We start from the raw sequence: 24,078 nt of genomic DNA on the forward strand, positions 1-24,078 counted from the left end.
ATTTTCTTAAGCAATCAGATCGCATGTCGAAGAAGTGTCGAAGCAATTCCCTGCCTTGTTACAAGGCGCCTCCACCCCACCACCCAGTGACGGTGAAATGCTGACGCTACCATCCAGCCCATGATAAAAGTAACCAACAGGGATCAAGCAGGAAGTGAAAGGAAGGCAAGAATGCTTAGCGATGAAAATTTAGAGCAGCTTCGATATAAGGGCGAGAGTGTAGACCTAGACTTCAAACAAGCCCAGTATCCTTTCTCTGGCGCAACTGACCATCAGAAATCTGAATTACTGAAAGACATCCTAGCGATGGCTAATTCGTACCGGACAGAGCCGGGCCACATACTTATTGGCTTTAAAGACCAAACCCCGCACCCCGCAGAGGTTGTCGGGCTTACTGATAGCGATCATATTGACGACGCTACCCTTCAACAGTTCGTTCATAGCAAGGTGGCCCCAAACCTTGAATTCCAATACGAAGAACGCCTGTTCGATGGCAAGCATATTGCGATCATCACCATCCCCAAGCAACCTCGACCATTTGCACCAAACAAAGATTATGGGAAATTAAAAAAGAACACTGTCTATGTGCGACGTGGAAGCTCAACAGACGAGGCCTCAATCACCGAAATAGCAAAGATGGCGGTACTTGACGCAGGATCATCAAAGACAGCCCAAGTCAAATTACAAATCGACACTGATAAAAACACTCCCTTGCCCGACCACTTAACCCTTCGCTTTTTGCGTTTCGAAACTCTTCCTGACTACGAAGAAAACAACTGGATAGACATGGGATTTGGAATAAAACGGCAAATTCCCTCCATCACCCCTGTCAATAGCGACTACTACCGCGATTGCGCGGATTACTGTAGCACTAGAAGCCGAATGGCCCTGATCAGGCTGTCACTGTCAAATAGATCAGATTTCTCGCTAAGAGAGGTTAAGCTCGAAGTATCGTGCGCCGCAAATCAAGGACAGACTATCAGAATGTTGCGCTCTGACGATCTGCCCGACGAGCCTGAATCTAAACTAAACCTTATTCACGGCGGAATTCAAGCAGTGGTAAATCGCATGAGGCAGAGAGTCATAATAGATCAGCGCTCTCGCGATCCGATCTGCCATATAGACCTGGAAACACTTCGACCAGGCGAAACGGGCAGAGCAGAAACCGACATCGCAGTGCTTTTCAGTGGCCCAGGTGATTACCTAATCAAGTTCAGAATACTAGCCAATGAAATATCCGCCCCCATCACCCAAGAACACACCATCACCGTAACAGGTACAACGGAAGAATTGAGCTTTAATGACTTACAAGAAATAATTTACGGAGAGGGAACTCAAATTGAAAGCCCTACCCAATAACTTAAAAACCAACACTAACGCACGATAAGGAACTACACACTCCCAACGTCTTAGAGTTACGAACAAGCATCAAGAGCAGACAATGGATTGAGTCGAATCGCATCTTGCAGATACTCGGGCGAAAGATGGGCATAGCGCATCGTCATATTGAGCGACGTGTGTCCAAGAATCTCTTTGAGAGCAAGTATGTTTCCGCCATTCATCATGAAGTGCGACGCGAAGGTGTGGCGCAGCACGTGGGTGCACTGGCCTCTCGGCAGCACGATATTGCATCGCTTCACCATGCGAGCGAATGCCTCTCGGCAGCTCGGGAAGCGGTCCTTCTTAGTGAAATAGGCCTCCAGGCGGTCTTGCAGCTCCTGGGAGATCGGCACAGTCCGTACTCGCTTCGACTTGGTGTTGGCGAACACCACACAGCCCGCACGAACCATCGGCCAAGTCAGTCGTTGAGCTTCCGACCATCTCGCTCCCGTCGCCAAGCAAATCTCTGATATCAGGGCCAAGTGTGGGAACGTCGAATAGTCCCGCAGTGCAGACACCAGGGTCGCGACCTGAGCTTTCGACAGGAACGACACCACTTCCTGCTGAGGCTTTAGCGGCTTCAATGTGTCCAGGGGATTGGCGTAGTCGATGTCACCAAGTCGGCGCAGCTCGGTATAGATGGACTTGAGGTAGGAGTAACGCACGTTGATCGAGCGCGGAAGTGCCCCCTCCTCCAACTCCACCTTACGCAGTGCAACCAAGTCTGAGACGGTAAACGTCTGAGCGATGGGATTGCCCAGCTTCGCAGCGATGAAGAGCAGCATGTTCCTGCGGCGCCGTCCGCTGGTGATCGCATGCCCGTGCAGCTCATACCAACGCTCAATGAGCTGAGACAGTCGGCGTGTGTCCTTCGGCCTGGGATTCCACTCCGGTGTCACCGCCAGTTTCGCGCGCACTGACGCTTCGAAGCGTTGGGCCTCGCCCTTGGTCTTGAACCGCTTGCGGAAGCGCTTCCCCTTGATGGGTTCGACGTCGACGAACCAGCGACCATCCTCCAGCTTGGTAATCGCCATTAGATCGCGTACCCCCGCTTCAAGTACCGATCATTTATGAGTCCAATGACGTGCCTTTCGAGGTCGCGAGTGCTGTAGCCCTTGGCGGTGTAGTGATCCTCTATCACGTGCCAGAAGGGAAGCGTTCTCCCGACCTCCAGGGCCTTTTTTGGTGGCACGCGCTCCCGTGCGATCAGGCTGGCGAACTGGCCGAGAAACATCTCGCAGTTCTTGCCGGAGAAGCCCTGAGCCGTCTTGTAGTAACGGCGGTATTCGGTGCGATCAATGAGCGGATCGGCCTCTACCTGCACCTGGGTATCCAGGGTGATGAGCGACCAGAACGGATTGAACTCCTTCGGGCTGTCCAACAGCCGGAAGTTCTCACAGGCGTAGCCCCACAGGCCTTGCAGATGCGGGCACAGCCCTGAGTACGTGCGGCAACCGATCACCTCGCCGGAGGTCATCGTGGAGCCTTCGGAGAACTGCTGTACCACCGAATGGTGGAAGCGGAACTCGATACGCCACACCGTTTCCAGCGGGTTGAAGGCGGGTTCGCCATCACCGAAGGGATCGCCGTTGAGGGAAGCCCAGACGTTTTCCCAGTAGTCGAGCTTGTCGGTTGCCCGAGCTTGGAGCGTCTTGTTGTAGATGCTCAGTTGCAGGCCGCTGGCCGAGCCGAACATGTACGTTTCACCGCGACCGTAGACCGAGGCGTTGCCGTCGAACTCGATACGCTCGATGCCGCTGATTTGGCGAACGCGCCGGGACCGGCAGTGCATGCGATCCACCAAGTCAGACGGAGGGGTCCAACCCTGCACATCAAGGGCGAGGTGCACAGCGCATTGGTTGGTTTCGCAGGCAGAAAGAACGCCTTCGGCCAAGTCATCGAGCACGCCTTGCAGGATCGATGGATCGGCTCCATCCAGGGCGTGCGGGGACACCTCAATCTTGAGGTGCGGGCCAATGTTCTCCAGCTTCACATTATGGTTCTTGATCAGCAGGATCAGGCCCATATCAGCGTTCTGTAGCCGGTACTGGTAGCCGGGGTCGCGACCAAGACGGCCCTTGGCCCACTGATACCCGGCGAACTCTACGATGTCTTCCGGCTCATCAAAGATCGCCATGATCTCGGGTCGAATCAGGCCGTTGTACAACTGGCGAACCGTATCTACGCCGCAGCGCAGCAGACGCACACCGGAAAGGTCAGTGAACTCCCCTGCCCTACTGCTGAAAAAGATGCGCCCTTTGGGCGACTCAAAGAACTGCCCGTCTTCCTGAAGTACTGCGCGAATCTGGTGTTCTGCTGCCTTAGTCATGATTCAAACCTATCCAATGCTATCCAATGAGTAACTGGGTTATCCGACGTGTTACAGGGTCGTCGGCCGCGCCTTCGGCCTACCGCTCGTGCCTGGCGCTCCCGGCCGGCGGCGCGGCTCGCCGACTCAAAACGGAAACGCCGCCACCGGCTGCATCACCTGCAGGGCGGTCAGAAATCCGAGCGCATAGGCGAGTGCGAGCAGCCCTAGGGCGTTGATCAGGCCATGCAGGGTCATTGGGTCCTCCAGGGGCGGGCGGGGTATTCGGAGTCAGGGACGATGGTCAGCGTTGGCCCTGCGGGCGCTGCTGGGGCGACTGCGACTTCTACGGATGGTGTTGCGGGCGTCTGCGCCGGCTTGGGGAAGGCTCCAGCGCACACCACCGTCTCGTGGTAGCTCTGGTAGAACAGCTCGGCAACGCACTCGGAGCGGGGCCGCACGCGGTAGCCGGATTCGCTCAGCTGCTGCGAGTTGAGCATCAGCCGTCGCCCTTCTGGGTCGATGATGGCGAACAGGTAGACCGTGCCCTTCTTGCCGAACTGCTCGCCTTGCTTGTCGCCCTTCACCACGCCGGCCACGACGATCTGCCGGCCCGCGAAGGGATGCTCAGCTAGTGGAAGAGTCGAAACACTTGGTTGGCCAAGTACAGAACTAGTAGGAAGAGTGCTACGCGCAGCAGCAGGCGTTGGAGCAGGTACAGCAGCCCCTTGAGGATGAGGCGCACTAGCTGGCTGAGGATGGGCAGGATCAGTTCCTTGCTGAGCGCCACCACCGATGACCTTGAGAGGTCCCATATAGCTGACAAAGCCAATAGTGCCGGCCAGCAGTGCCAGTAGAAGAACCAACTTAGGCGACCGGAAGAGACTCTTGCCGGCCTTGGTGTCCTGGGTCTTTCCGGTGGCGGTGGACTGGTAGAGGGCGAAGGTCTGCTTTCGGATTCGCTTGTATTCGACGATGGTGCCGTCAGCGGGTGGTCGGTTGAGCTGGGCGTCATGCTGGGCCTCCTTGTACCGGCCGGGGATACCGATGACCGCGAGGTTGGAGTGTTTGTAGGCCATCTCGCAGGTCATGCGGATGTCGTCGCGGATGTAGCTGATGTTCGGGGTGGTCAGGACGATGTCCCAGTTGAAGTGCCGGTGCCGGGTCCAGGCATCCAGCCAGCCCATGGGCCGATCCGCTTCATGGGCCGCCTCGGGGCCGCCGGGGTAGTCGAATTTCTCCAGGTCCTTTTCACGCCAGGATTTGGGGAACAAGAGTTGGGTTTCATCAAAGATCAGGAACGCGCCCCGCGGCGCCCACTGAAACCACGTGCGCATCTTGTCGAGGTCGGCCAGCGATTCGAGATCGAGGTTGATGATCTGCGCGGAGTTGGGCAGCTGCGGGAAGACGCTGTAGGCGCGCTCCAGGGTGAAGCCACGGACGTTGGTGATGATGACGCGGCCATCCTTGAGGGCCGGGACGGCATCGTCTTGGATCGCACCGGAAGTTTTGTAGGAGCCGTTGGGGCCGTGGTGAATCTTGATCGACATGATTCACTCACCTCCCAATGAAGGGCACAAAGCGCATACAGAAGCGTGTGGCCAGGGCGGAGAACAGGATGTTGAGGGCCTGCGGCACGCCGAGAAATTGCAGCGCGGCAGCCAGCGGGGCGGGCAACGTGGCGTACATGGAGCGCACCATGTTGGAGACGCCGAGGCTGTCGATCAGCTCGCGGGCGACGGTGTAGCTGACATCGAGCAGGAACAGGAAACCCTGGAGCGCGCTGTACATCGCCCACTTGGTGGCAACGACGAAGCCGTCCTTGATGAAGTCGTAGATGCCTTGGGTCATGAACTCCCAGATCCATTGGAAGAACAGGATGATCTGGTCGAAAGAGCTGGATAGCCATTCCATGAGGTCACTCCTTCAAAATGGCGAACGCGGCCAGCACCGATGCCATGAACATCAGCGCGTAGCGCAGGTAGGAGAGTTTTTCTTCGTAGGCGGTGAAGCAGAGGCTGACGCTCTTCTTCCACACGGTGAAGGTGTCGCAGGGGAGCTTGCCGCCGCCCTCGCCCAGGTTCAGGTCAAACACGCCTCTGAGCTGATCAGCGTTGGTTTTGATCTTGTCGCGGAAGGTGTCTTTGGCTTCTTCGACTTTGGCGTCCCACTCTTTGAGTGCTTCGTCCCAACTGCCCTGCTTGGGCTGCTCCAGTTCCTCCGTGGGGCCGTCGCCGCCATCGGAGCCGTCATCACCGCCACCGCCGCCGGTATTGCCGCCGTCGCCGCCACCCTCACCACTGCCCGTACCAGGATTGGTGCCGCCATCGCTGCCGCCGCCGTTGTTTCCGCCACCGTTGTTGCCCCCGCCCGAACCGCTACCGCTGTTGTTGTTTTCAGCGGGGCCGCCCGGTGTGGCGACACAGGTGGTGCCTGACCACGAGTAGCCGGGAAAGCAACGATGGTCGGGATCGACATCCGGCGGGGTCTGTTGCGCATTGGTGCAGCCGATGTAGCCGTTCACCGTTTTCACGCAATCGAACTTCTTGGCAAGGTCATCCAGATAGTCCTGTAGCGACTTCTCCGGATCGGTGCCGTCGGCGTTATCCGAGGGATCGTCATTGCCGCTGGGCGACATGTCGAATTCGCACTGCGTGGCGGTGCAGTTCTGCGGCTCGCCCGGCTCGTAAATGCAGTGATCCTTGATCTCCGGATCAACCGGGATTACGGCCTGCCCATCGACGAAGGAGAACTGGACAATCTTGGTGTAGGGATCGCGGGTCTTGCAGTCATCGTCGCTAGGTGCCGGAGGATCATCACAGGCACCTGTCGCGGAGTTATAAACCTTCGGCGCAACACACTCCGTTCCATACCTGTACGTCGAGCTGTACAAGTAATCCCGATCATCATTTTCGCCGTAGCGATAGACACACTGAGCACTCCTGCCATTAGCACTCATATCAACCCGCTTAAATCTTGGGTAGATGGCAGTGCAAGCCGCAACAGCAGAAGGCCATTGCCCAGAGCGCCCCGAGACAGTCCAGTAATAATCAGCGGACGCGGAGAAAGACAAAAAGAGCAGCACAATAAGAAATATATGCCGCATATACCTATCTCCATGAAAAAAGAACCCCGCCGAAGCGGGGTCCAGGTTCGGCACTTGCAGTGCAGTCAGAAGAATTCGCCGCAGCGGTACCCGGTGATGAAGGCGCCGGCGAAGAACGCCCCCAACCACACCGACCAGAGCACTTACGCCTTGCGCAGCATGCTGTAGATCAGGCCGGCGACCGCGAGGATGACCAGGGCACCGACGATGTAGCCGCCGATGTTGGACATGTCGCCCTTGCCGTCGGTGATGGCCTGCTCGACCGAGCTGGTGTCGATGACGCTGGCGGCCCACACCGGCATCGAGGAGGCAGCGGTGACGGTGCCCGCGATGCAGACGTTTCGGAACGAGCGGATCGGGTTGAACTTGGCGATCTGTTGTTTCATGCCTTTCATGGGTATTTCCTCTCTACTTGGCTTTACGAAGAAGTGACGCGACCCAGCCAGTTAAAAGCCCCGTCACGAATGCCCCGAGAACGCCCGCAGCACCGATGCTGAAGGCCTCCAGGGAGAACCCGCCGTTGACCAGGATTTCAATTGCTCCAGCGGCCTCGGGCGGAATCAGATAGGCCTGTTGCCATTCGATCTGCTGGCAGCGCATGAGGCCGCCCGCCGTGGACGCCCAGCTGGTGCAGACCTGAACGGCGACCACGCCTGACATGTCAGCGGGCCTCCTTGCGTGGCTGGTCGCACCAGCCCCAGAAGGAGCGCAGGACGAACCACCACAGGGCGAAGAAGGCGAACGCAGCCGCGACCACAGCGATCACGGAATCCAGCGGGTAGGGTTCGAGGAATTCGCGCACCGCACGCACGGCAGGCGATACGGCGCAAAGGATTGCCACGTACAACACCCAGCCGAAGGCGAAACGGAGCGGCGCTTTCATCTACCTACCCTCGCCGTCAGGACTTGCTGCTGTCGGAGGGTTTCTCAGCGGCAGGCTTCTCGCTGGCCGGCTGCTGAGTTGGGCGCTGGGCTTGTGCCTGGGGTTGCAGTTGGCGGCTCGGTGCGGGGGTGTGCACGTCCTTGCCGGTGGCGAGCAGTTCGGTCAGTACCTGGGTGTTCTTGGTGTTGCCGAAGCGGTCTTTGGTCGGGCGCACCACGGTGGCGAACTTGCACAGCACCGGGGAGCCTTCGAAGACGATGGCATCGAGAAGGGTCGGCTCAATGTCGTACTGGGTGATTTCGAAGCCCTTGGCGTTGCCGCGAGCACCTTCTGGGATAGGGGAAATGGCCTGCACGCTGGCGAAGACTTCGCCGGAGGCTTTCGAGGTGAAGGTGTCAGTCTGGATGACCCACAGTTCAACGACACCGCCAGTGGTTGCAAACATGTTCATTGGTAGTTCTCCTTTTGCCTTTTTTAGGCATGAGTTGGCCCGCAACCTGATTAGGCTGTTCGCATCAAATGGCGGGAATTACTGCCTTGCCGAATTATTCAAACATCTATTTCTACTGAAATTTCATACATCAATTAATTTCAGATAGATACTTTCAAACTGGATACTGTTGGATAGGACACGACTCTATTTTTATGCCAACTTTCAATACATAAGAAAGTTTGATGTTCTTAAGAGAAACGTCGTAAGGACTCTGCCCTTACCATCCCGCTCTCGCCGCCGAGGGCTCAGGAGCGCGGGGCGGTGGTGCTGCCCCTCACTCCCGCGCGGAGGCTATTCAGGGAGGGGGACGGTCAAGGGTGCGCTTCGCCCGGCGCTCCGTTTGACCGAACGGGAAAGCGCGTTCGGACAAGCCGGTGCGGCGGCCCTGGACCTGATTGGCCCAGGTGGGGATGGTGTGGCGAGCGTGGTAGCGGCCAATCACTGCACCAACCATCAGCAGGACGAGCCAGAAGATCAGGTGCGGGAGTGGGTTAGAGACCATGGCTCAACCCTCCAGCTCGAAGGGGGCGCGCACGGGGACGAAGGGAGTCGGCCTGCCGCTGTCGTAGATAACGTGCCAGTACTTCGGGGGACGGAGCGCGGGCATGTGTTTCGCGCAAGTAGAACCCCGTTCCACCCGGTACGTCGAGTGGATCGAGCGCCACACTCCCGCGACCTTGGCCATCGTGGTAACGACCGTGAAGACTCGCGTAGGGCGGCACTCGGTACAGGGTATGCACTGGGAGGGATCGGGCTTCGCCAGTTCGCGACGGGACCAGCAGACAGAGCAGTCGCAATCCGGGGCGTGAGGTTGACGAACGTACTTCGACAGCATCGGAAGTCACCTCGCGATCAGAAGGCAGACGCGGATGAATCACAGCGAGAGAGAGCAGGCACCGCATAGAAGGAAGAACGTCATCATCGCGGTTGGCTTCGACGGTCAAACGTGCGGAGGCAAGCTCCATCCGTCCTTCTTCATGGAATCGGCGCGCTGCATCTGCAAAGCCATCGGCCACTGCCTTGCGCATCAGCCGGAACGACATGCGCGCAGCGGCGAGTTTTTCTCGTACACGCTGAGCGCTGAGAGGAGAAAGAAGGCTCATCAGAGGCCCTCCTGTTCCAGCAGATGACGATTCAACAGCGCCACATTCACCATGACGTGAGTTCCGATCTTGTAGCGCGGGATATACCCGCTCCTGATCCAGCCCCACACGATTTGCTCGTCGTCCCCCATTCCTATCCACCTCGCAAATTCTTTCCAAGGAAGAAGCGGCGGTGCCCCTCTGAGGTCGGCGACTGAAACTTTGACTCCATCCAAATCCATGACCCTACTCCTAGCACTCGACAACAAGGGATCACCGTGGTCCACCGGCAGATAAAACCACCGTGGTCCCATTGCTGTCAAGACCACCGTGGTCCATCATCGCCACCATGAGCAGAGAAGACCCACAATTCAAACTTCGAATGCCGCAGTCCTTGCGAGATCAGGCGGAGCAGGCAGCCAAGAGTGCAAGCAGATCGCTAAACGCGGAGCTAGTTGCGCGCTTGGAGGCAAGCTTTCTCTCGGCCGCAGAACCTGGGGAGTTGATGCGTGCCGAACGGGCAAGGGAGCTCGCTGCAATTGCGCGCGAGGGAGTTCCTGAAGAAATTCGGAGACGTGTACTAAAAGCGATCAACCGCGCCGTAGAGCTTGGGCACAGTGCGGTAATCGTGGATTTCAAAGACCTCAAGCTCGATGGAATGGCGGAACCCATCTTTGAGGAGCTGACACGCAATATCAGCCTCGAACTGACTAGTGCAGGCTACGAGATCGAATGGGACGGAGGGGCGGCACTCTGGATCAACTTCTGATCAATCCTGCCCGCCACTAGACATCGCTTTCCGCTCCCGCGACCGTCACAGAGCGATCCTCATTCATCGCACCAAGGTTCCGCCTCTCCACCCGCTCTTCGGCAAGTCAGGTAAACAGAACGGCTGGCTTTCGGGACAATCTCGTCTTGCCGGGATAACGCTCCTTACCTTTCTATGAGACAAGACGCCTGCGTCAAAGCAACCTATTGCTACCAGGTAGCTCTGCGCCGCACGAGGCTCTGGAGATGGGAAATGCTCGCCCCGATAGAAAATCCTTAAAAATCAATAGCTTTATCAAAAGACCTCTTCGCTTTACGTCGGCCATCTGCTCTGGCAAATCGAATTTTCATACAGAAAAGTCGGAGAAATCTGACCCAAAGCCCGAAAACAGCGTGTTTACTTTGGTGTATAGTTAACGCAGTTTTTGTAATCCACCTATGGGCTACCTCCTCATGACGTCTCGTACTGGCATCCTGAAAAACTCCCCTCTCGCCCACGTGATTGCTTCCGTCCGGTTTGCGCCTTGGCCGCTCATCGCCAAGCACATGGCCGACATCCAAAATGCACTGCGAGAAATCGCACCGCTGATGAGCGAGATTCAATTGGAGCAGTTGGGACCAGATGGGCAACCGCTGGGAACTCCACGTCAGTCTTGGGTGCTGATAGCTGCTGACCACAGCTTCTCTATTCAGTTTTCTTCTGACCAGATGTTGATCCACTCATATAAATACTCTCGCTTTTCCGACTTTTCGGAGAGATTTGATAGATCAATTTCAACCTTGCTTCAACATATGGGCTTTATTGACGTCATAAACATGGGCGTTAGATATATTGACCACATAAAACCAAAAAACAACGAAGATATAGAGCAATATATAAACAAAAAATTCCTACCAGCAACTACAAGTGACCACAAATCAATCGGCGGACAATCAGTAGCCGACTACCTGATAAGCGAAACAACTCGCTTGCGAGTTAATATATTGAGCATGCCCGGCACTCCAAATCTTCCTCAGGATGTTATCAGTGTCTCCATGATGGATAGCGCTCCATATAGACAACTTCAAATTGAGGTTCTTCAGGAAAATCAGCTTACACTTGACATGGACGCAATATTTACCCCTCCGACTCCGTCCAGAATTAAGCGCGAAGATATTCTAGAAAAGCTGAAATATCTTCATGATGTGAACAATGCATTCTTCAGGCACCCTGAAGTCTGCTCAGAGCATGCATTTAAAGTCTGGAAAGGAGAGCAGTAATGGATTATTACGGAACCAACTCCCAAGCCTACAGCGCACCACCCTATATCATAGATAGCAAAAGCCTATTTACCTCTGGCGCCAGTGGCAGAAAGTTTCCAAATAAAAAGCCGCCGGCTACAGCAACAATCATTTTCAATACTGGGCATCAAAACATCAGCACAGGGGCAAGGCCGTTTAATGGCGGGAGAATTCGAGTCCTCATAAATGATGTAGTATTTGAAACATCAAAAATAGAATTTAAAGAAACCCCAATAGAATCCACATCCGTAATAGCCTCACCGACAACAACATCAGAAAAACTATCACTACTTCAGAGCTCCTTCGGAATATCAATAACGCAAATGTCCGACATTCTAGGAGTTACAAGAAAAACAATCTATGACTGGATTGACGGATCAGAGCCAAGACCTGCTTCTTCTCAGAAGATTGATATACTTACGGAGATCTCCGAAAGGCACTCCAACATCAACTTGTCGCGCCTAAAAACAGTCTGGAACATACCAATCAACGGAAAGTCTTTACGCCAAGTATTGGCCGAAGACTCGACAGATAGGACTGGCGTGCTAGAAGATGCCTCTGCTAAAATCGCTGCGCTTGCCCCCAAGCTTGGGGCTCCAAGCAAGCCATCTAAGGCAAAGATAAGAATGGCTCACCTTTCTGATATTGACAGGGCATCAGATGTCGGATGAAGGTTTAGTTGAAGCTATCCGGAACAATGGATGGTGGCAGGGATCAGTGATCTCGGCCGCCGAGCTCAGTTCCTATCTGGAGCTGCCGGAAGGCATTGAGTTCCTAGTGGTCGCCTCTCAGACATGCAATCTCTACAACTTCAGTTTGACAAATATTCCTGTTTTCGAGCTGGTCGGCGCAAAACGTCTGGATAATTGTAATAACGCGTATACGAAAGGTGATCACCCTCGCATTCTACACCTAGAGTCAATCACTCAAGATCAAGAAACAATACTCCTCGAGGTCAATATATTACAACGATATTGGCTAGATCGCAGGATATTAGCTTCCACATCTCCTATAGCATCTATTCGTGACTCATGCGACCTTCACGATCCAGACATCATGAAAAAGCAATGGCTGGACAAGTTTTCAGGATGGCTGGCCCGCAGCTATACCCGAGTAACCTTACCAGATGAATTTAATACCGCCCTCGAAAAGGGTCGATTGAAAAAATACATAAACAGTAAGCTAACGGCCGATGCAGACTCGCTACATGGTATATATTTTAACATCTCTCACGATAGCGAAGACCCGTATGATGGCTCGCTTGGCCTGATGCCGCCTCCCTACCTCTTGGAAATCACAGTAGTAACAAACTCCGGCGTTTCTTCAGAGTCTTTAGAAACCCGCATGAAACAGGAGCTTTTCGAGAGAAAAAAGAATGGAGATCAAGAGCCTCTTCCTTCTATCGCAGACACATGCCTTGCACAGGGTATTACCATCTCTGAACTAGGAATCATTGGCCGAACGACAGATGACTTGACACTTGGAGAGCTTAGCAACCTTACAAGATACTCCATGGTAGATCACCTTTCAGACTCAAAATTCTCCTCACCTGAATGACCACAAGTTTACTTTTAATTAATCCAATAAACTTAAACAAGCTTAACTCATTACACTCCAAAGCATTGCCACCCAATCACAGCCCAGCACATCAGCATCATCTATCCTTATATAAAAATAAATATAACCAACCACTAATCAGTGAAATTTATTCCGCATTTTTTCGTTTGAATTCAACTGACCTTTGACAGCATACAGGTGTCGAAAAAGTGTCGAAATTGCTGATCAGTGCTATCCAAAGCAAACCAACTCGAGCTCCATGAAAGCCCCCTCCGTTCCTAATCTATCCGGAGCTTTCCAACGCTATCCACTCAAAAAGCCTGTCTAGCTTTTCTACGCGCAAAGCGACGCGTACCCCAGCCCCTCTATCGGGCTGCTGCTAATCTGACAGCATGACGCGCGATCTCGATCCTTCCCTCGAACTGACTGACCAGCTTCTGCAGTTGCTACGGGAAGCGCATGAAGGAATCTCCGAATTCCAGCTGATCCAGCAATTGAAGGCTCGGCACTCCACTCACGTGCCCAACCTGCCGCTGACCGACAAGCTGGTGCTGTTCCGCACCCACTTTCTGGTGTTCAACGCGTTGTATCGCCTGCGCGACCAGCTCTGGGCGGAGGGCGCCGCGCACCTGGAGATCGGGCCGCTGCAGATTCGTCTCTCTCCTTTTATGAATGGCGCACAGGCCCTCGCCGAGCGGGACGCACTACGCGCCTACTACCTGGATGAGAAGCACCTGAAGGAAACCACCGAGCACGATGTGGAGAAGTTGCTGGAAAGCTTCTGGACACGTATGCAGGGCAACGAGGAAAAAGCCGCGGCATTGGCACTCTTCGAGCTGGAGGACGGCCCGGTGGATTACGCGCTGATCAAGCTGCGATACCGCCAACTGGTGAGCCTGCACCATCCCGACAGAGGCGGCAGCACCACTCGATTGCAGTCGATCAACAAGGCGATGGAAATACTGGAGCGCTATTACAGCCGCCCGTGAAACTTCCATTTGCTCTAAACCCACGGACGACGTGGCTTGCAGCCATTCCTATACTGCGACTTAAGGTCGCATAGGTCGGCTGGGCACCGGATGACGCTGGCTACGCGTACTCGGCGCCTCGCTGGGGGGCGGCCTTCTATAAGAAGAGGAGAATGCTGACATGATCCATCATGTGTGGGGGCTCTTCACCCATCCCGATCAGGAATGGCAGGACATCCGCGGCGAGGAAGAATCCATCAGCCACATGTACCTGACCCACGTCCTGATCCTCGCTGCCATCCCGGTCATTTCCGCCTACATCGGCACCACGCAGGTTGGCTGGGTATTGGGTAATGCGGGACCGGTCAAGCTGACGGCCGCCAGCGCGATCCAGCTGACCATCATGACTTACATCGCCATGCTCGCCGGCGTCGCCGTGATGGGCGCCTTCATCCACTGGATGGCTCGTACGTACGACGCGTCGCCATCGCTGACCCAATGCATCGTCTTTGCTGCGTACACCGCGACTCCGCTGTTCATCGGCGGCCTGGCGGCTCTCTATCCACACCTGTGGCTGGGCATGATCATCGGCACGGCCGCGATCTGCTACACCGTCTACCTGCTCTACGTCGGCATCCCGACCTTCATGAACATTCCCAAGGATGAAGGTTTCCTGTTCTCCAGCTCCGTGCTGGCGGTAGGACTGGTGGTGCTGGTGGCGATGATGGCCCTGTCGGTCATCCTCTGGGGCAGCGGCGTCGGCCCGGAATACACCTGATCTCACGCTCTGCGGAAGAAACCGGGCCCTTGTGGCCCGGTTTCTTTTGGGCTCCTCGCAGGAGCGAGCCGTCGCTGAACGGGTTCGCGAGCAAACTCGCTCCTGCAGAGAGCGGCACTTGCCTGAAACTCGTCCGGCTTGCCTGAAGCTGCACCCCGGACGAGCGGCCACGAGAAATCCTCCACCGGCGCGCCGACTGCGGCATAATCTTGCCCCGTCGGAGAACCACTGTATGCCTGAACAGCTCAACGCTCGCGTCGAAGCCTGCTACCAGCAGGCCGAAGCCTTCTTCCAGCGGCGCTTTCCCCGCCCGGAAGTGAGCTTCCGGCTACGCGGCCAGAAGGCCGGCGTCGCCCACCTGGATGAAAACCTGCTACGTTTCAACCCGCAGTTGTACCGTGAAAACCACGAACACTTCCTGCAGCAAACCGTGGCCCATGAAGTGGCGCACCTGATCGCCCACCAGATGTTCGGTCCGCGCATTCGCCCCCACGGCGAGGAGTGGCAACTGATCATGCGCGGCATCTACGGCTTGCCGCCGGACCGCTGCCACACCTATGAAATCAAGCGTCGCCGCTCCACCCGCTACCTGTATCGCTGTCACTGTGGAGAGGGAAACGAATTCCCCTTCTCCTCCCAGCGTCACAACCTGGTCGCCCAGGGCCGCCGCTACTATTGCCGGCGGTGCCGCGCCACCCTGGTATTCACCGGCGAAACCCGCCGCGAGTGATGCTGCTCAGGCGATGACCTTGGCCGCCTTCAGCGCAGCAACCTGTTCGTCGGTGTAACCCAGTTCTGCCATCACCTGCACCGTGTGCGCTCCCAACGCAGCGCCGATATGGCGTGGCTCGGGCAGGCCGGCGGAGAAACGGATCGGGCAGGCCGCCTGCCGTTGCGCCCCGCCCTTGCCGTTGGGCACCTGCGTGACCACACCCCGTTCACGCAACTGCGGATGTTCCACCGCCTCGGCCAGGGACAACATCGGCTCGACACAGGCGTCCAGCGCGGCAAAGCGCTCCAGCCAGTGAGTGAAGTCCTGCTTCTCGAACTCGATGGCGATTTCGCGCTTGAGCGACTGCTGCTCTTCCGGTTTGGGCGACAGCCCGCGCGCGGCCAGTTCCGGGCGGCCGATGGCGGTGCAGAACTGTTGCATGAACTGCGGCTCCAGGCTGCCCACCGAGAACCAGCGGCCATCGCGGGTGCGGTAGTAGTCGTAGAAGCTGCCACCGTTGAGCGCGAGGCCTTCCATCTCCGGCTCCACTCCCGCCGCAAGATAGCCGGCACCCGCCATGCCGTGCAGGCTGAAGGCGCAGTCGGTCATGCTCACGTCAACCTGCTGCCCCTCGCCCGTCTGTTGCCGATGGATGACTGCCGCCAACAGGCCCATCACGCCATGCAGCGAACCACCGGCGATGTCCGCCAGTTGCACGCCCAGCGGCAGCGGGCCGCTCTCGCGGCGGCCGGTGTAGCTGGCCACACCGGCCAGGGCCAGGTAGTTGATGTCATGCCCGGCGCGGTCGCGCAGCGGCCCGGTCTGGCCGTAACCGGTGATCGATACGTAGATCAGCTTCGGGTTGATCGCCTTGAGCGCCTCGTAACCGACGCCGAGCTTGTCCATCACGCCGGGGCGGAACTGCTCCAGCACGATGTCGTATTCCTGCACCAGTTGCTTCACCACCTCCACCGCCTCGGCCTGCTTGAGATCCAGAGCAATGCAGCGTTTGTTGCGGTTGAGGTAGGCGTGGCTGGCGGAGGTGCCGTCCACGTGCGGCGGCAGCACGCGCACCAGGTCCATGCGCGTGGGCGACTCCACGCGCAACACCTGGGCGCCCATGTCGGCCAGCAGCAGCGAGGCGAACGGCCCCGGCAGCAGGGTGGAGAAATCGAGGATCTTCAGGGAGGCGAGCGGGCCGTTCATGGGCACTCCTGTTTCGCTCAATCGATGCGTGGGCGCCGCGCCTCAGAGCTTCATGCCGCGGCTGATGATCTCTTTCATGATCTCCGAAGTACCGGCGAAAATGCGCTGGATGCGCGCGTTCGCGTACATCTTGCAGATCGGATACTCCCACATGTAACCCCAGCCACCGTGCAGTTGCACGCCCTCATCCACCACCTTGCAGAGCAGTTCGGTGGTGAACAGCTTGGCCTCGGCGGCCACTTCGGGAGTGAGCTTCTTCTGGTTGTGGTCCATTACGCAACGATCGGTGAAGACCTGCGCCACGTCGATCTGCGTACGCATCTCGGCGAGCTTGAAGCGGGTGTTCTGGAAGTGCGCGATCGGGCGATCGAACGCCTTGCGCTCCTTCACGTAGTCGACGGTCGCGTTCAGCGCGGCCTCGGCGCCGGCCACCGCGCCACAGGCGTTGGTCAGGCGTTCCTGGGCCAGCATGTTCATCAAGTAGAAGAAACCGCCCTTGGCGTCGCCCAGCAGATTTTCCTTCGGCACTTTCACGTTGTTGAAGAACAGCTCGGCGGTGTCCTGGCTCTTCATGCCCAGTTTCTTCAGATTGCGCCCGCGCTCGAAGCCTTCCATGCCACGTTCAACCACGAACAGCCCCATGGCGTGCTTGTTCGAAGGATCAGTCTTCGCCGCGACTATCACCAGGTCCGCCAGCAGGCCGTTGGAGATGAACACCTTGGAGCCGTTGAGGACGAAATGGTCCCCCTTGTCCACCGCCGTGGTGCGCATGCCAGCCAGGTCCGAGCCGGCCGACGGCTCAGTCATCGCCACCGCCAGGATGCTTTCGCCACGAATGATCCCCGGTAACCAGCGGGCCTTCTGCTCGGCATTGCCGTACTCGGCGATGTAGGGGCCGCACAGCGCCGAATGCAGCGGGATCATGAAACCAGGCTCGTTGATGGCAGCCAATTCCTCACACATGATCTGTTCGTAGCGAAAATCCTTCAGAGCGGATCCACCGTATTCCTCTTCCGCCCAGGGCAGCAGAAAGCCCATCTCCCCCGCCTTACGCCAGACACTGCGGTCCACCACGCCGGCTTCCTCCCATTCCTCCTGGTGAGGCACCACTTCCTTGTTGAGGAAGGATCGGAACGCATCGCGGAACAGGTTGTGTTCGGTCTCGAAGTGATTGCGCAGCATGGTCGACTCCCGGTGGGTTGAGTGCCCGCAGGGTAGGTGCTGGCCGCGCGCGGCCTCAATGACGCGAGCGCTCAGGGTCGATTGACGCAATCGCCCAGCAGATGCGAGTGTGAAATATCCCAAAGCTGCACCGGAGAGCGCCCGCATGCAGATTCGCCCTTTCCAGGCGGAAGACTTCCCGCCGTACGAAAGCTGGTTCGCCGACCCCGTGCTCTTTGCGCAGCTTGGCCCGATGGACCGTGAATGGCTGGAACAGCTGCTGAACGCTCCGGACAGAGTCCTGTACAGCATCCTGCGCGGCGATCTGCTGGTGGCGGTTGTGGGGATTTGCCTGCCCAACCCCGACCACCCGTACTATTTCGTCACCGATCTCGCCGTGCGCCCGGAGTTGCGTGGTTCAGGTGTTGGGCGCGCGGTGATGGCGCTGGTGATGAGCCGAGCGGAACTGCAGAGCAGCCCCTTGTGGCGCGCCAGCGTGAGGCCGGACAACCTGGGGGCGCTGGCCTTCCTCATCAAGCTGGGCTGGACACGACTGGAAATGGGCAATCCGTTCGATGAGCTGCTCGAGTTCGAATTCCGCCGGCGCCCGGCGGGCCCCTTGCTCCGCTGATCCGGCAAGGGTGCTGTAGTGGACTCCGCCCGGGATGATTTCATTCTCGACGTGAAGCGAGCCGATCGAGGGCAAATCGCTCCCGCGCAATCGGGATGTTCGGCGTTCATAAAGAAGCAATTTCCCGGCTCGCATAAAAAACCCCCGCCGGGGCGGGGGTTCACACAAAGGAGTCAAACGGTATTGCTGTAGTTCTTAGAACACGTACTGCAGGCGGGTCACGACACCGTTGCCGTCGTCGTCACCGTTGGCGTTGCGGATGCCATCGGTACTGACGTGAACGTAGTCCAGGGAGACCTTCACGGCTTCGTTGGCGTACCAGTTCACACCGATGGTGTTGGTGCTGGCCTTGGTGTCGCCCACGTCGCGGGTGGCGGTAGCCACGACCACGTTCGGGTCATCGACCTTGATGTGGTCGTAGCGGTAGAAGACTTCCCAGGCACCGATTTCCTTGTTGGCCGGCTTGATGGTGTCGAACTTGGCGCCATCGAGCTTGTAAACGCGGGATTCGCCGGTGATGGTGTAGGCCAGTTGGCCGTAGTAGCCGTCAGCCTTGATGTCCTGGAAGGCATCGGCATCAGCCTTCAGCTTGCGCTTCAGGTATTCGGCCTGAGCGGAGAACGGGCCGAAGGCGTAGGCGAATTCTGCGCCCCAGGTGGAGTCGTCCTTGTAGGAACCGGCCGGGCTCAGGGTGGCGCCGCCGAAGGTCGCGCGGTTGCCATTGTCGCCAGCGTCGTTACCGCCGTTGGTGGCGATACCACGCATGCCCAGACGCGGACGGATGCGGGAATCGAAGGCGGTGTCGTTCAGGTCACGGTAGGCGTAATCCAGGCCGACATGCAGGACGTTGCCGTCGGTGTTCAGCGGAGCGAACACGCCGCGGAAGTTGAACTGCTTGACGCTGTCGCCGTCGGTGTCGTCGGCGTCCTTGGCATATACGCCGGCGTCCAGGTAGGCCATGTTGGCGACGACGCCGCCAACCTGGGCCCCCATGCCATCCTGGTGGGTGTTGATCCAGTCAGCCAGTTCGTAGGCGCTGGTACGCTCGGTGGCGGTCACCCACTTGGAGCTGGTGGCTTTCTCCAGACCGAAGTCCGGGTCGAAACGGCCGAACTTCAGGGTTACCGGAGCGAAGCCGGTGTAGCTGAAGGAAGCCTCGTCGAAGTAGCCGTTGTCAGCGTTACCGGAGTTGTGGGACATGTCGTAGTTGATCTGGTATTTCCAGTCTTTGTAGACAGTGCCGCCCAGTTCCAGGTAGGCGCGGCGGAAATAGGCGCCGTCACCGTTGTTGCCGTTCTTGGTGTAGAACCCATCGAAGCGGCTGTAATCCGCTTGCAGACGGCCACCGAGCTTGAAGCTGAACTCCTTGTCGGTGGTACCGACTTCAAGACCGCCCTTGGTCTTGATAACGATATCGGCGCCATCGGTGGTGACTGTGCCTGCGAAAGCCTGGGCGGAAACGACCAGTGCCAGGGCAGTGGCGGCGTAACCGGCGAAGTGCTTACGGATCATCGAAGATTCCCCTTAATGGTATTTGCGTTGAACACGCCGAGTGCCTGGCTGCTGCGCGCCCCCCAAGGACTCGCACAGGCCGTTCTGGCGGCCCCCGTTTGTGTTGCTGGGAATCTTGGCGAGGGGTTATTTCAGATCGGTTGCTCGTAGATAAAACTTTTATTACAAAGGAACTTTTGATTTCCTTATCGCATAAAGGATCAGGACCACGCCCGACTAGGCTTTCAGCCGTTTCTTTCGGCCTCTTTGGCGGTATGCTCCGACCTCACTTCTGAAAGACAGCGCCTTCAGGCTTACCCATGCATGAACTGCAACCCTTGATCCAGCAGCACGGCCTGACACTGCTGTTCTTTAACGTCCTGCTGGAACAACTCGGCTTGCCGATTCCCGCGTATCCGGCGTTGATCGTCGCCGGAGCGCTTGCCCTGCAGGGAAGCGGCGTTCCATTGGGGCAGGCGCTGGCCGTGGCCGTGTGCGCCTGCCTGATTGCCGATTTGATCTGGTTCAGCGCCGGGCGACGCTATGGCGGCTTCATGCTGCGCAGCGTGTGCAAGGTTTCGCTGTCACCTGACAGTTGCATCCGCCAGAGCCAGAGCCTGTACCTGCGCATCGGTCCGCGGGCGCTGCTGATCTCGCGATTCCTCCCCGGTGCCAGCGCGCTGACCACCACCATGGCCGGCATGACCCGCACGCCGCTGCCACGCTTCCTTGCGTACGACTGTGCCGGCGCCGCGCTCTGGGCGGGCTCGGCGCTGATGCTCGGGAGCATCTTCAGCGATGCCGTGGACCGTGTCCTGGGTTGGCTCACCGAGTACGCGAGCCTTGGTGTAGCGGTGCTGCTGGGCGCCTTCGCGCTGTTCATCGCCTGGAAGCTCTGGCAGCGCTTCAGCCTGCTCAAGCGCACCGCGCGGATTCCACGCATCAGCGTCGATGAGCTGCGCGCACGCCTGGACGCCGGCGAGCCGCCGCTGATCCTCGATGTGCGCGCGCAATTCGATGACGAGGCGATTCCCGGCTCCATCGCCTTCAGCCTGGACGGGAAGCTGGACGAGTTGCGCGACAGCCTGGAGGACAAGGACGTGGTGATCTACTGCGCCTGCCCCCACGAGCTTTCCGCAGCGATGCTGGCGGAGCGACTGCAGGCTTTTGGGCATCCGCGTACCTGGGCGCTGTCGGGGGGATTGGATGCGTGGCGGGCGCAAAGCCTGAGCTGAGGAGTCGCCTGCCGGAGCGCGCCATGCGCGCGACCGCAGGCATCGGCATCACCCGGACGTCTCCGGCAAACGCCATCCTACGGCGCTGCTGGGAACGCCAGTTCGTGAGCAAGCTCGCTCCTACAGAAAGCTCTTAGCGCCGTGCGCTGTCCCGGCGAAACTCGGCGAGATGGTCAGCCAGGCGCTCCGAGTCCGGGCGAGGCGGTTCTGGCAGCAGGCGCAGGGTCGCCTGGGTCAGGCGCATCTGCCGCAGGTAGCGCCGGCAGTGGCGGCACAACAGCAGGTGCCGGCGCAATGCGATCTTCTCGCGCCAGCCCAACCGTTCGTCCAGCAGGTCGCTGGAGCGCGCCACCAGTTCCTTGCAGGTCAGCATTCCCCGGTCTCCTCGAAGTGCTCCACGGTGGCGAACACCTTCAGCCGCGCACGGTGCAGCAGTACCCTGGCATTGGAGAGCGAAACCTCCAGCAGATTACAGATTTCCTCCAATTCCAGGCCCTGGCGCTCACGCAGCAGCAACACGCTGCGCTGCAATTCGGAGAGGCTGAGCAGGGTCTTTTCCAGGCATTGGCGCAGCTCGTCCTCGGCCAGCAGGGCCTCGGGCGAGTCCTCGTGCCACGCCAGCGGCGCCGGGCTCCAGTGGCCGTCGGCGGCGAAGCGGGAATCGTCGATGCTGCCGTGGGGCGCAGGCAGCTCGTCCAGCGAAACGTCGCGACGAACCTTGCGCAGGCGGGATTTGGCGGTGTTGGCAGTGATGGTCAGCAGCCAGGTCTTGAGGCTGGAGCGGCCCTGGAATCCATCGAGGTTGCGCACGGCGGCCAGCCAGGCGTCCTGCACCACCTCGTCGGCATGGGCGCTGCCGACGATCGCAATGGCGACGGCGCGCATCGCACCCTGGTAGGTGGCTACCAGGGTGCGAAAGGCCTGCTGGTCACCGGCCAGCAGGCGCGACAACAGCTCGTTGTCGTCGGCGGGCACGATCAGCGCTTGCGCAGGATCACGCTGCCGATCGAGTAACCGGCGCCGAAGGAGCTCAGCACGCCGATGGAGCCGGCGGGCAGGTCGTCCTGGTACTTGTGCAGGGCGATCACCGAGCCAGCCGAGCTGGTGTTGGCGTAGGTGTCGAGGATCACCGGCGCCTCGTGCGGCTCGGCGTCGCGGCCGATCAGCTTGCGGGTGATCAGCAGGTTCATGTTCAGGTTGGCCTGGTGCAGCCAGAAGCGCTTCACGTCGCTGACCGGGATATCGTTCTGCGCCAGGTGCTCGCCGATCAGCTCGGCCACCATCGGACAGACGTCCTTGAACACCTTGCGGCCTTCCTGCACGAACAGCTTGTCGCGAGTGCCGATGCCCTCTTCCGCCGCGCGGTTGAGGAAGCCGAAGTTGTTGCGGATGTTGTTGGAGAACTGGGTCAGCAGCTTGGTGCTGACTACGTCGAACTGGTGCTTGGAAGTCGCCTGGTCGGCGCGCTCGATGATCACGGCGGTAGCGGCGTCACCGAAAATGAAGTGGCTGTCGCGGTCGCGGAAATTCAGGTGGCCGGTACAGATCTCCGGGTTGACCATCAGGATCGCCCGGGCCTGGCCCAACTGCACGCTGTTCACCGCGGCCTGGATGCCGAAGGTGGCCGAGGAGCAGGCGACGTTCATGTCGTAGCCGAAGCCCTGGATGCCCAGGGCAGCCTGCACTTCGATGGCCACGGCCGGGTAGGCGCGCTGCAGGTTGGAGCAGGCGACGATCACCCCGTCGATGTCTTCGGGAGTACGGCCGGCGCGCTGTAGGGCCTGCTTCGCGGCGGCGGTCGCCATCTCGCAGAGGATGCCCCAGTCTTCGTTGGAACGCTCCGGAATACGTGGCGCCATGCGCTGAGGGTCGAGGATACCTTCCTTGTTCACCACGAAGCGGCTCTTGATGCCGGAAGCCTTCTCGATGAACGCCGAGCTGGACTCGGAGAGGGCCTCCACTTCGCCCTTGGCAATGGCGTCGGCGTGCTGGTCGTTGTAGCTGCGGACGTAGCTGTTGAAGGATTCCACCAGTTCATCGTTGGAGATGCTGAACGGCGGGGTATACAGGCCGGTTCCGCTGATCACGACTTTATGCACGGTCAATCCTCTTCAATTCTCAAAGCCGCCGGGCCGGGCAGCTGGGTTAGGCAGCAAGGTGCCCGCGCATTGGCCGGCACCGAATATTCATGGGCTTGCGCGCCCTGCGCGAAGCCTCTGGGATGGCAATCCCTGCAACCGGGCAGTGTGCCACTCCCTTGCCGGGGCGGCACCTTTGCCCGCCCGGCGGTTTGCGGTTTCTCCTAAGGTGCAACCGCTGGTCGCTGATTATGCTGCAAAATTCGCCGAAAAGCCGCCGTGCGAGGACGGCATTTGCGCAAGATTACAGACGCAAATCACGCCGTGCCTGCCTTGAAGCAAGGGATTGATTTTTTCCACCGGCACCATAGGCACGGCGTTAGCGCGCCAGAGCGCGCGAATCCTTATCCTGCGAATCATTCCCGACATTGCCAAGGAGACTTCAGGATGAATGCTGCGAATCGCCCGGAAATGGACGAACAGACCCTGGAATTCGCCAACCAGGTGATCGACCTCGCCCGCCAGGGCGACACCGAGCGCCTGGCCAACCTGCTGAGCCAGGGCCTGCCGGCCAACCTGCGCAACCACAAGGGCGACAGCCTGCTGATGCTGGCCAGCTACTATGGCCACCACGACACCGCGGCCGTGCTACTGGAGCACGGCGCCGACCCGGACCTGCGCAACAATGCAGGCCAGACACCGCTGGCCGGCGCCGCTTTCAAGGGCGATCTGGAGATGGTCCGCCTGCTGCTCGGCCGCGGCGCCCAGGTGGAAGGCGCCTCGCCCGACGGCAAGACCGCGCTGATGATGGCCGCGATGTTCAACCGTCCGGAGATTGTCCGCTGCCTGCTGGAACATGGCGCGAACCGCGATGCTCGCGACGCCAGCGGCCTGACTCCGCTGGCCGCGGCAAGAATGATGGGTGCAACCGACACCCTGGCACTGCTCGAAGCCGCCTGA

At 58.6% G+C, this 24,078-nt stretch carries 28 protein-coding genes; 11 read left to right on the forward strand and 17 right to left on the reverse strand.

The features are described 5' to 3' along the window. The first annotated feature begins 171 nt into the window (after positions 1–171). The gene (locus PNI01S_RS05440) at positions 172–1,359 is read left to right on the forward strand and encodes an AlbA family DNA-binding domain-containing protein (RefSeq protein ID WP_159457341.1); all 1,188 of its coding nucleotides are present in this window, start codon (positions 172–174) and stop codon (positions 1,357–1,359) included. A gap of 56 nt (positions 1,360–1,415) precedes the next feature. On the opposite strand, the gene PNI01S_RS05445 is transcribed toward PNI01S_RS05440, so the two are convergent. From PNI01S_RS05445 to PNI01S_RS05500, 11 genes are all read right to left on the reverse strand, one after another. Continuing rightward, complete coding sequence (locus tag PNI01S_RS05445) at positions 1,416–2,414, reverse strand: phage integrase (protein WP_084357548.1); 999 nt, start codon at positions 2,412–2,414, stop codon at positions 1,416–1,418. Next, entirely contained in the window at positions 2,414–3,709 is a 1,296-nt protein-coding gene (locus tag PNI01S_RS05450) for a phage replication initiation factor (RefSeq protein WP_084357549.1), read from the reverse strand. Before PNI01S_RS05450 ends, PNI01S_RS05445 begins: the two co-directional genes overlap by 1 nt. 233 nt (positions 3,710–3,942) lie before the next feature. Beyond that, entirely contained in the window at positions 3,943–5,238 is a 1,296-nt protein-coding gene (locus tag PNI01S_RS05455; RefSeq protein WP_084357550.1) for a zonular occludens toxin domain-containing protein, read from the reverse strand. A gap of 7 nt (positions 5,239–5,245) precedes the next feature. Further along, positions 5,246–5,602, reverse strand: coding sequence for a DUF2523 family protein (locus tag PNI01S_RS05460; RefSeq protein ID WP_084357551.1), 357 nt, complete (start codon positions 5,600–5,602; stop codon positions 5,246–5,248). A gap of 4 nt (positions 5,603–5,606) precedes the next feature. Beyond that, positions 5,607–6,581, reverse strand: a complete 975-nt coding sequence (locus tag PNI01S_RS28435; RefSeq protein ID WP_159457342.1) for a hypothetical protein — start codon at positions 6,579–6,581, stop codon at positions 5,607–5,609. Between the two features lie 356 nt (positions 6,582–6,937). Further along, positions 6,938–7,189, reverse strand: coding sequence for a major capsid protein (locus PNI01S_RS05470; protein ID WP_084357552.1), 252 nt, complete (start codon positions 7,187–7,189; stop codon positions 6,938–6,940). A gap of 13 nt (positions 7,190–7,202) precedes the next feature. After that, complete coding sequence (locus tag PNI01S_RS05475) at positions 7,203–7,454, reverse strand: hypothetical protein (protein WP_084357553.1); 252 nt, start codon at positions 7,452–7,454, stop codon at positions 7,203–7,205. A gap of 1 nt (position 7,455) precedes the next feature. Next, positions 7,456–7,677 (reverse strand): hypothetical protein, encoded by a 222-nt coding sequence (locus tag PNI01S_RS05480; RefSeq protein ID WP_084357554.1) that lies wholly within the window; start codon positions 7,675–7,677, stop codon positions 7,456–7,458. 16 nt (positions 7,678–7,693) lie between these two features. Continuing rightward, positions 7,694–8,128 (reverse strand): DNA-binding protein, encoded by a 435-nt coding sequence (locus tag PNI01S_RS05485; RefSeq protein ID WP_084357555.1) that lies wholly within the window; start codon positions 8,126–8,128, stop codon positions 7,694–7,696. A gap of 547 nt (positions 8,129–8,675) precedes the next feature. Next, positions 8,676–9,005 carry a lysogeny maintenance protein PflM gene (gene pflM, locus PNI01S_RS05495; protein ID WP_084357557.1) on the reverse strand — a complete coding sequence of 110 codons (330 nt, stop codon included), beginning with the start codon at positions 9,003–9,005 and terminating at the stop codon, positions 8,676–8,678. 267 nt (positions 9,006–9,272) lie between these two features. Beyond that, the gene (locus PNI01S_RS05500) at positions 9,273–9,494 is read right to left on the reverse strand and encodes a hypothetical protein (protein ID WP_084357558.1); all 222 of its coding nucleotides are present in this window, start codon (positions 9,492–9,494) and stop codon (positions 9,273–9,275) included. A gap of 263 nt (positions 9,495–9,757) precedes the next feature. Here PNI01S_RS05500 and PNI01S_RS28605 point away from each other — a divergent pair, with 263 nt between their 5' ends. From PNI01S_RS28605 to PNI01S_RS05525, 7 genes are all read left to right on the forward strand, one after another. Then, positions 9,758–10,021 carry a hypothetical protein gene (locus tag PNI01S_RS28605; protein WP_256576537.1) on the forward strand — a complete coding sequence of 88 codons (264 nt, stop codon included), beginning with the start codon at positions 9,758–9,760 and terminating at the stop codon, positions 10,019–10,021. Between the two features lie 437 nt (positions 10,022–10,458). Further along, positions 10,459–11,280 carry a TIGR04255 family protein gene (locus tag PNI01S_RS05510; protein ID WP_084357560.1) on the forward strand — a complete coding sequence of 274 codons (822 nt, stop codon included), beginning with the start codon at positions 10,459–10,461 and terminating at the stop codon, positions 11,278–11,280. Further along, on the forward strand, positions 11,280–11,972 hold the full coding sequence (locus tag PNI01S_RS28290) for a hypothetical protein (protein ID WP_143514245.1): 693 nt from the start codon (positions 11,280–11,282) through the stop codon (positions 11,970–11,972). The genes PNI01S_RS05510 and PNI01S_RS28290 overlap by 1 nt, the downstream gene beginning before the upstream one ends. Then, entirely contained in the window at positions 11,962–12,858 is an 897-nt protein-coding gene (locus PNI01S_RS28295) for a hypothetical protein (RefSeq protein WP_143514246.1), read from the forward strand. The genes PNI01S_RS28290 and PNI01S_RS28295 overlap by 11 nt, the downstream gene beginning before the upstream one ends. Positions 12,859–13,250: 392 nt before the next feature. Next, positions 13,251–13,847: a DNA-J related domain-containing protein gene (locus tag PNI01S_RS05515; RefSeq protein WP_024764593.1), complete on the forward strand. Its 597-nt coding sequence runs from the start codon at positions 13,251–13,253 to the stop codon at positions 13,845–13,847. Between the two features lie 160 nt (positions 13,848–14,007). Next, positions 14,008–14,604, forward strand: a complete 597-nt coding sequence (locus PNI01S_RS05520; RefSeq protein WP_024764594.1) for a Yip1 family protein — start codon at positions 14,008–14,010, stop codon at positions 14,602–14,604. Positions 14,605–14,836: 232 nt separating this feature from the next. Next, positions 14,837–15,334 (forward strand): SprT family zinc-dependent metalloprotease, encoded by a 498-nt coding sequence (locus tag PNI01S_RS05525; protein WP_024764595.1) that lies wholly within the window; start codon positions 14,837–14,839, stop codon positions 15,332–15,334. Positions 15,335–15,340: 6 nt separating this feature from the next. On the opposite strand, the gene PNI01S_RS05530 is transcribed toward PNI01S_RS05525, so the two are convergent. After that, positions 15,341–16,522, reverse strand: a complete 1,182-nt coding sequence (locus tag PNI01S_RS05530; protein WP_084357561.1) for a CaiB/BaiF CoA transferase family protein — start codon at positions 16,520–16,522, stop codon at positions 15,341–15,343. A 42-nt stretch (positions 16,523–16,564) separates the two neighbouring features. Beyond that, entirely contained in the window at positions 16,565–17,704 is a 1,140-nt protein-coding gene (locus PNI01S_RS05535) for an acyl-CoA dehydrogenase family protein (RefSeq protein WP_024764596.1), read from the reverse strand. A 145-nt stretch (positions 17,705–17,849) separates the two neighbouring features. On the opposite strand from PNI01S_RS05535, the gene PNI01S_RS05540 reads away from it, so the two are divergent. After that, complete coding sequence (locus PNI01S_RS05540) at positions 17,850–18,314, forward strand: GNAT family N-acetyltransferase (protein ID WP_084357562.1); 465 nt, start codon at positions 17,850–17,852, stop codon at positions 18,312–18,314. A gap of 195 nt (positions 18,315–18,509) precedes the next feature. On the opposite strand, the gene PNI01S_RS05545 is transcribed toward PNI01S_RS05540, so the two are convergent. Next, on the reverse strand, positions 18,510–19,826 hold the full coding sequence (locus PNI01S_RS05545) for an OprO/OprP family phosphate-selective porin (protein WP_084357563.1): 1,317 nt from the start codon (positions 19,824–19,826) through the stop codon (positions 18,510–18,512). A 299-nt stretch (positions 19,827–20,125) separates the two neighbouring features. On the opposite strand from PNI01S_RS05545, the gene PNI01S_RS05550 reads away from it, so the two are divergent. Continuing rightward, a complete protein-coding gene (locus PNI01S_RS05550; RefSeq protein ID WP_024764599.1) occupies positions 20,126–21,040 on the forward strand; it encodes a DedA family protein/thiosulfate sulfurtransferase GlpE in 915 nt (304 codons plus the stop codon). A gap of 133 nt (positions 21,041–21,173) precedes the next feature. Here the strand turns inward: PNI01S_RS05550 and PNI01S_RS05555 are convergent, their stop codons facing one another. The 3 genes from PNI01S_RS05555 to PNI01S_RS05565 are packed head-to-tail and all read right to left on the reverse strand — an operon-like array spanning position 21,174 to position 23,139. Continuing rightward, positions 21,174–21,413, reverse strand: a complete 240-nt coding sequence (locus tag PNI01S_RS05555; protein WP_037010226.1) for an anti-sigma factor family protein — start codon at positions 21,411–21,413, stop codon at positions 21,174–21,176. Beyond that, the gene (locus PNI01S_RS05560) at positions 21,407–22,015 is read right to left on the reverse strand and encodes an RNA polymerase sigma factor (protein WP_024764601.1); all 609 of its coding nucleotides are present in this window, start codon (positions 22,013–22,015) and stop codon (positions 21,407–21,409) included. Before PNI01S_RS05560 ends, PNI01S_RS05555 begins: the two co-directional genes overlap by 7 nt. Before the next feature lie 2 nt (positions 22,016–22,017). Continuing rightward, positions 22,018–23,139, reverse strand: coding sequence for a beta-ketoacyl-ACP synthase III (locus tag PNI01S_RS05565; RefSeq protein ID WP_037010238.1), 1,122 nt, complete (start codon positions 23,137–23,139; stop codon positions 22,018–22,020). 426 nt (positions 23,140–23,565) lie between these two features. On the opposite strand from PNI01S_RS05565, the gene PNI01S_RS05570 reads away from it, so the two are divergent. Continuing rightward, a complete protein-coding gene (locus tag PNI01S_RS05570) occupies positions 23,566–24,078 on the forward strand; it encodes an ankyrin repeat domain-containing protein (RefSeq protein WP_084357564.1) in 513 nt (170 codons plus the stop codon).

The organism is Pseudomonas nitroreducens NBRC 12694 (assembly GCF_002091755.1).
In the GTDB taxonomy this organism is placed as follows: domain Bacteria; phylum Pseudomonadota; class Gammaproteobacteria; order Pseudomonadales; family Pseudomonadaceae; genus Pseudomonas; species Pseudomonas nitroreducens.

What these genes read in the sequence shown, in the direction of transcription:
- PNI01S_RS05440 (WP_159457341.1), top strand. Translation starts at nt 172, where the DNA reads ATGCTTAGCGATGAAAATTTAGAGCAGCTTCGATATAAGGGCGAGAGT.
- PNI01S_RS05445 (WP_084357548.1), bottom strand. Translation starts at nt 2,414, where the DNA reads ATGGCGATTACCAAGCTGGAGGATGGTCGCTGGTTCGTCGACGTCGAA.
- PNI01S_RS05450 (WP_084357549.1), bottom strand. Translation starts at nt 3,709, where the DNA reads ATGACTAAGGCAGCAGAACACCAGATTCGCGCAGTACTTCAGGAAGAC.
- PNI01S_RS05455 (WP_084357550.1), bottom strand. Translation starts at nt 5,238, where the DNA reads ATGTCGATCAAGATTCACCACGGCCCCAACGGCTCCTACAAAACTTCC.
- PNI01S_RS05460 (WP_084357551.1), bottom strand. Translation starts at nt 5,602, where the DNA reads ATGGAATGGCTATCCAGCTCTTTCGACCAGATCATCCTGTTCTTCCAA.
- PNI01S_RS05470 (WP_084357552.1), bottom strand. Translation starts at nt 7,189, where the DNA reads ATGAAAGGCATGAAACAACAGATCGCCAAGTTCAACCCGATCCGCTCG.
- PNI01S_RS05475 (WP_084357553.1), bottom strand. Translation starts at nt 7,454, where the DNA reads ATGTCAGGCGTGGTCGCCGTTCAGGTCTGCACCAGCTGGGCGTCCACG.
- PNI01S_RS05480 (WP_084357554.1), bottom strand. Translation starts at nt 7,677, where the DNA reads ATGAAAGCGCCGCTCCGTTTCGCCTTCGGCTGGGTGTTGTACGTGGCA.
- PNI01S_RS05485 (WP_084357555.1), bottom strand. Translation starts at nt 8,128, where the DNA reads ATGAACATGTTTGCAACCACTGGCGGTGTCGTTGAACTGTGGGTCATC.
- pflM (WP_084357557.1), bottom strand. Translation starts at nt 9,005, where the DNA reads ATGCTGTCGAAGTACGTTCGTCAACCTCACGCCCCGGATTGCGACTGC.
- PNI01S_RS05500 (WP_084357558.1), bottom strand. Translation starts at nt 9,494, where the DNA reads ATGGATTTGGATGGAGTCAAAGTTTCAGTCGCCGACCTCAGAGGGGCA.
- PNI01S_RS28605 (WP_256576537.1), top strand. Translation starts at nt 9,758, where the DNA reads ATGCGTGCCGAACGGGCAAGGGAGCTCGCTGCAATTGCGCGCGAGGGA.
- PNI01S_RS05510 (WP_084357560.1), top strand. Translation starts at nt 10,459, where the DNA reads ATGGGCTACCTCCTCATGACGTCTCGTACTGGCATCCTGAAAAACTCC.
- PNI01S_RS28290 (WP_143514245.1), top strand. Translation starts at nt 11,280, where the DNA reads ATGGATTATTACGGAACCAACTCCCAAGCCTACAGCGCACCACCCTAT.
- PNI01S_RS28295 (WP_143514246.1), top strand. Translation starts at nt 11,962, where the DNA reads ATGTCGGATGAAGGTTTAGTTGAAGCTATCCGGAACAATGGATGGTGG.
- PNI01S_RS05515 (WP_024764593.1), top strand. Translation starts at nt 13,251, where the DNA reads ATGACGCGCGATCTCGATCCTTCCCTCGAACTGACTGACCAGCTTCTG.
- PNI01S_RS05520 (WP_024764594.1), top strand. Translation starts at nt 14,008, where the DNA reads ATGATCCATCATGTGTGGGGGCTCTTCACCCATCCCGATCAGGAATGG.
- PNI01S_RS05525 (WP_024764595.1), top strand. Translation starts at nt 14,837, where the DNA reads ATGCCTGAACAGCTCAACGCTCGCGTCGAAGCCTGCTACCAGCAGGCC.
- PNI01S_RS05530 (WP_084357561.1), bottom strand. Translation starts at nt 16,522, where the DNA reads ATGAACGGCCCGCTCGCCTCCCTGAAGATCCTCGATTTCTCCACCCTG.
- PNI01S_RS05535 (WP_024764596.1), bottom strand. Translation starts at nt 17,704, where the DNA reads ATGCTGCGCAATCACTTCGAGACCGAACACAACCTGTTCCGCGATGCG.
- PNI01S_RS05540 (WP_084357562.1), top strand. Translation starts at nt 17,850, where the DNA reads ATGCAGATTCGCCCTTTCCAGGCGGAAGACTTCCCGCCGTACGAAAGC.
- PNI01S_RS05545 (WP_084357563.1), bottom strand. Translation starts at nt 19,826, where the DNA reads ATGATCCGTAAGCACTTCGCCGGTTACGCCGCCACTGCCCTGGCACTG.
- PNI01S_RS05550 (WP_024764599.1), top strand. Translation starts at nt 20,126, where the DNA reads ATGCATGAACTGCAACCCTTGATCCAGCAGCACGGCCTGACACTGCTG.
- PNI01S_RS05555 (WP_037010226.1), bottom strand. Translation starts at nt 21,413, where the DNA reads ATGCTGACCTGCAAGGAACTGGTGGCGCGCTCCAGCGACCTGCTGGAC.
- PNI01S_RS05570 (WP_084357564.1), top strand. Translation starts at nt 23,566, where the DNA reads ATGAATGCTGCGAATCGCCCGGAAATGGACGAACAGACCCTGGAATTC.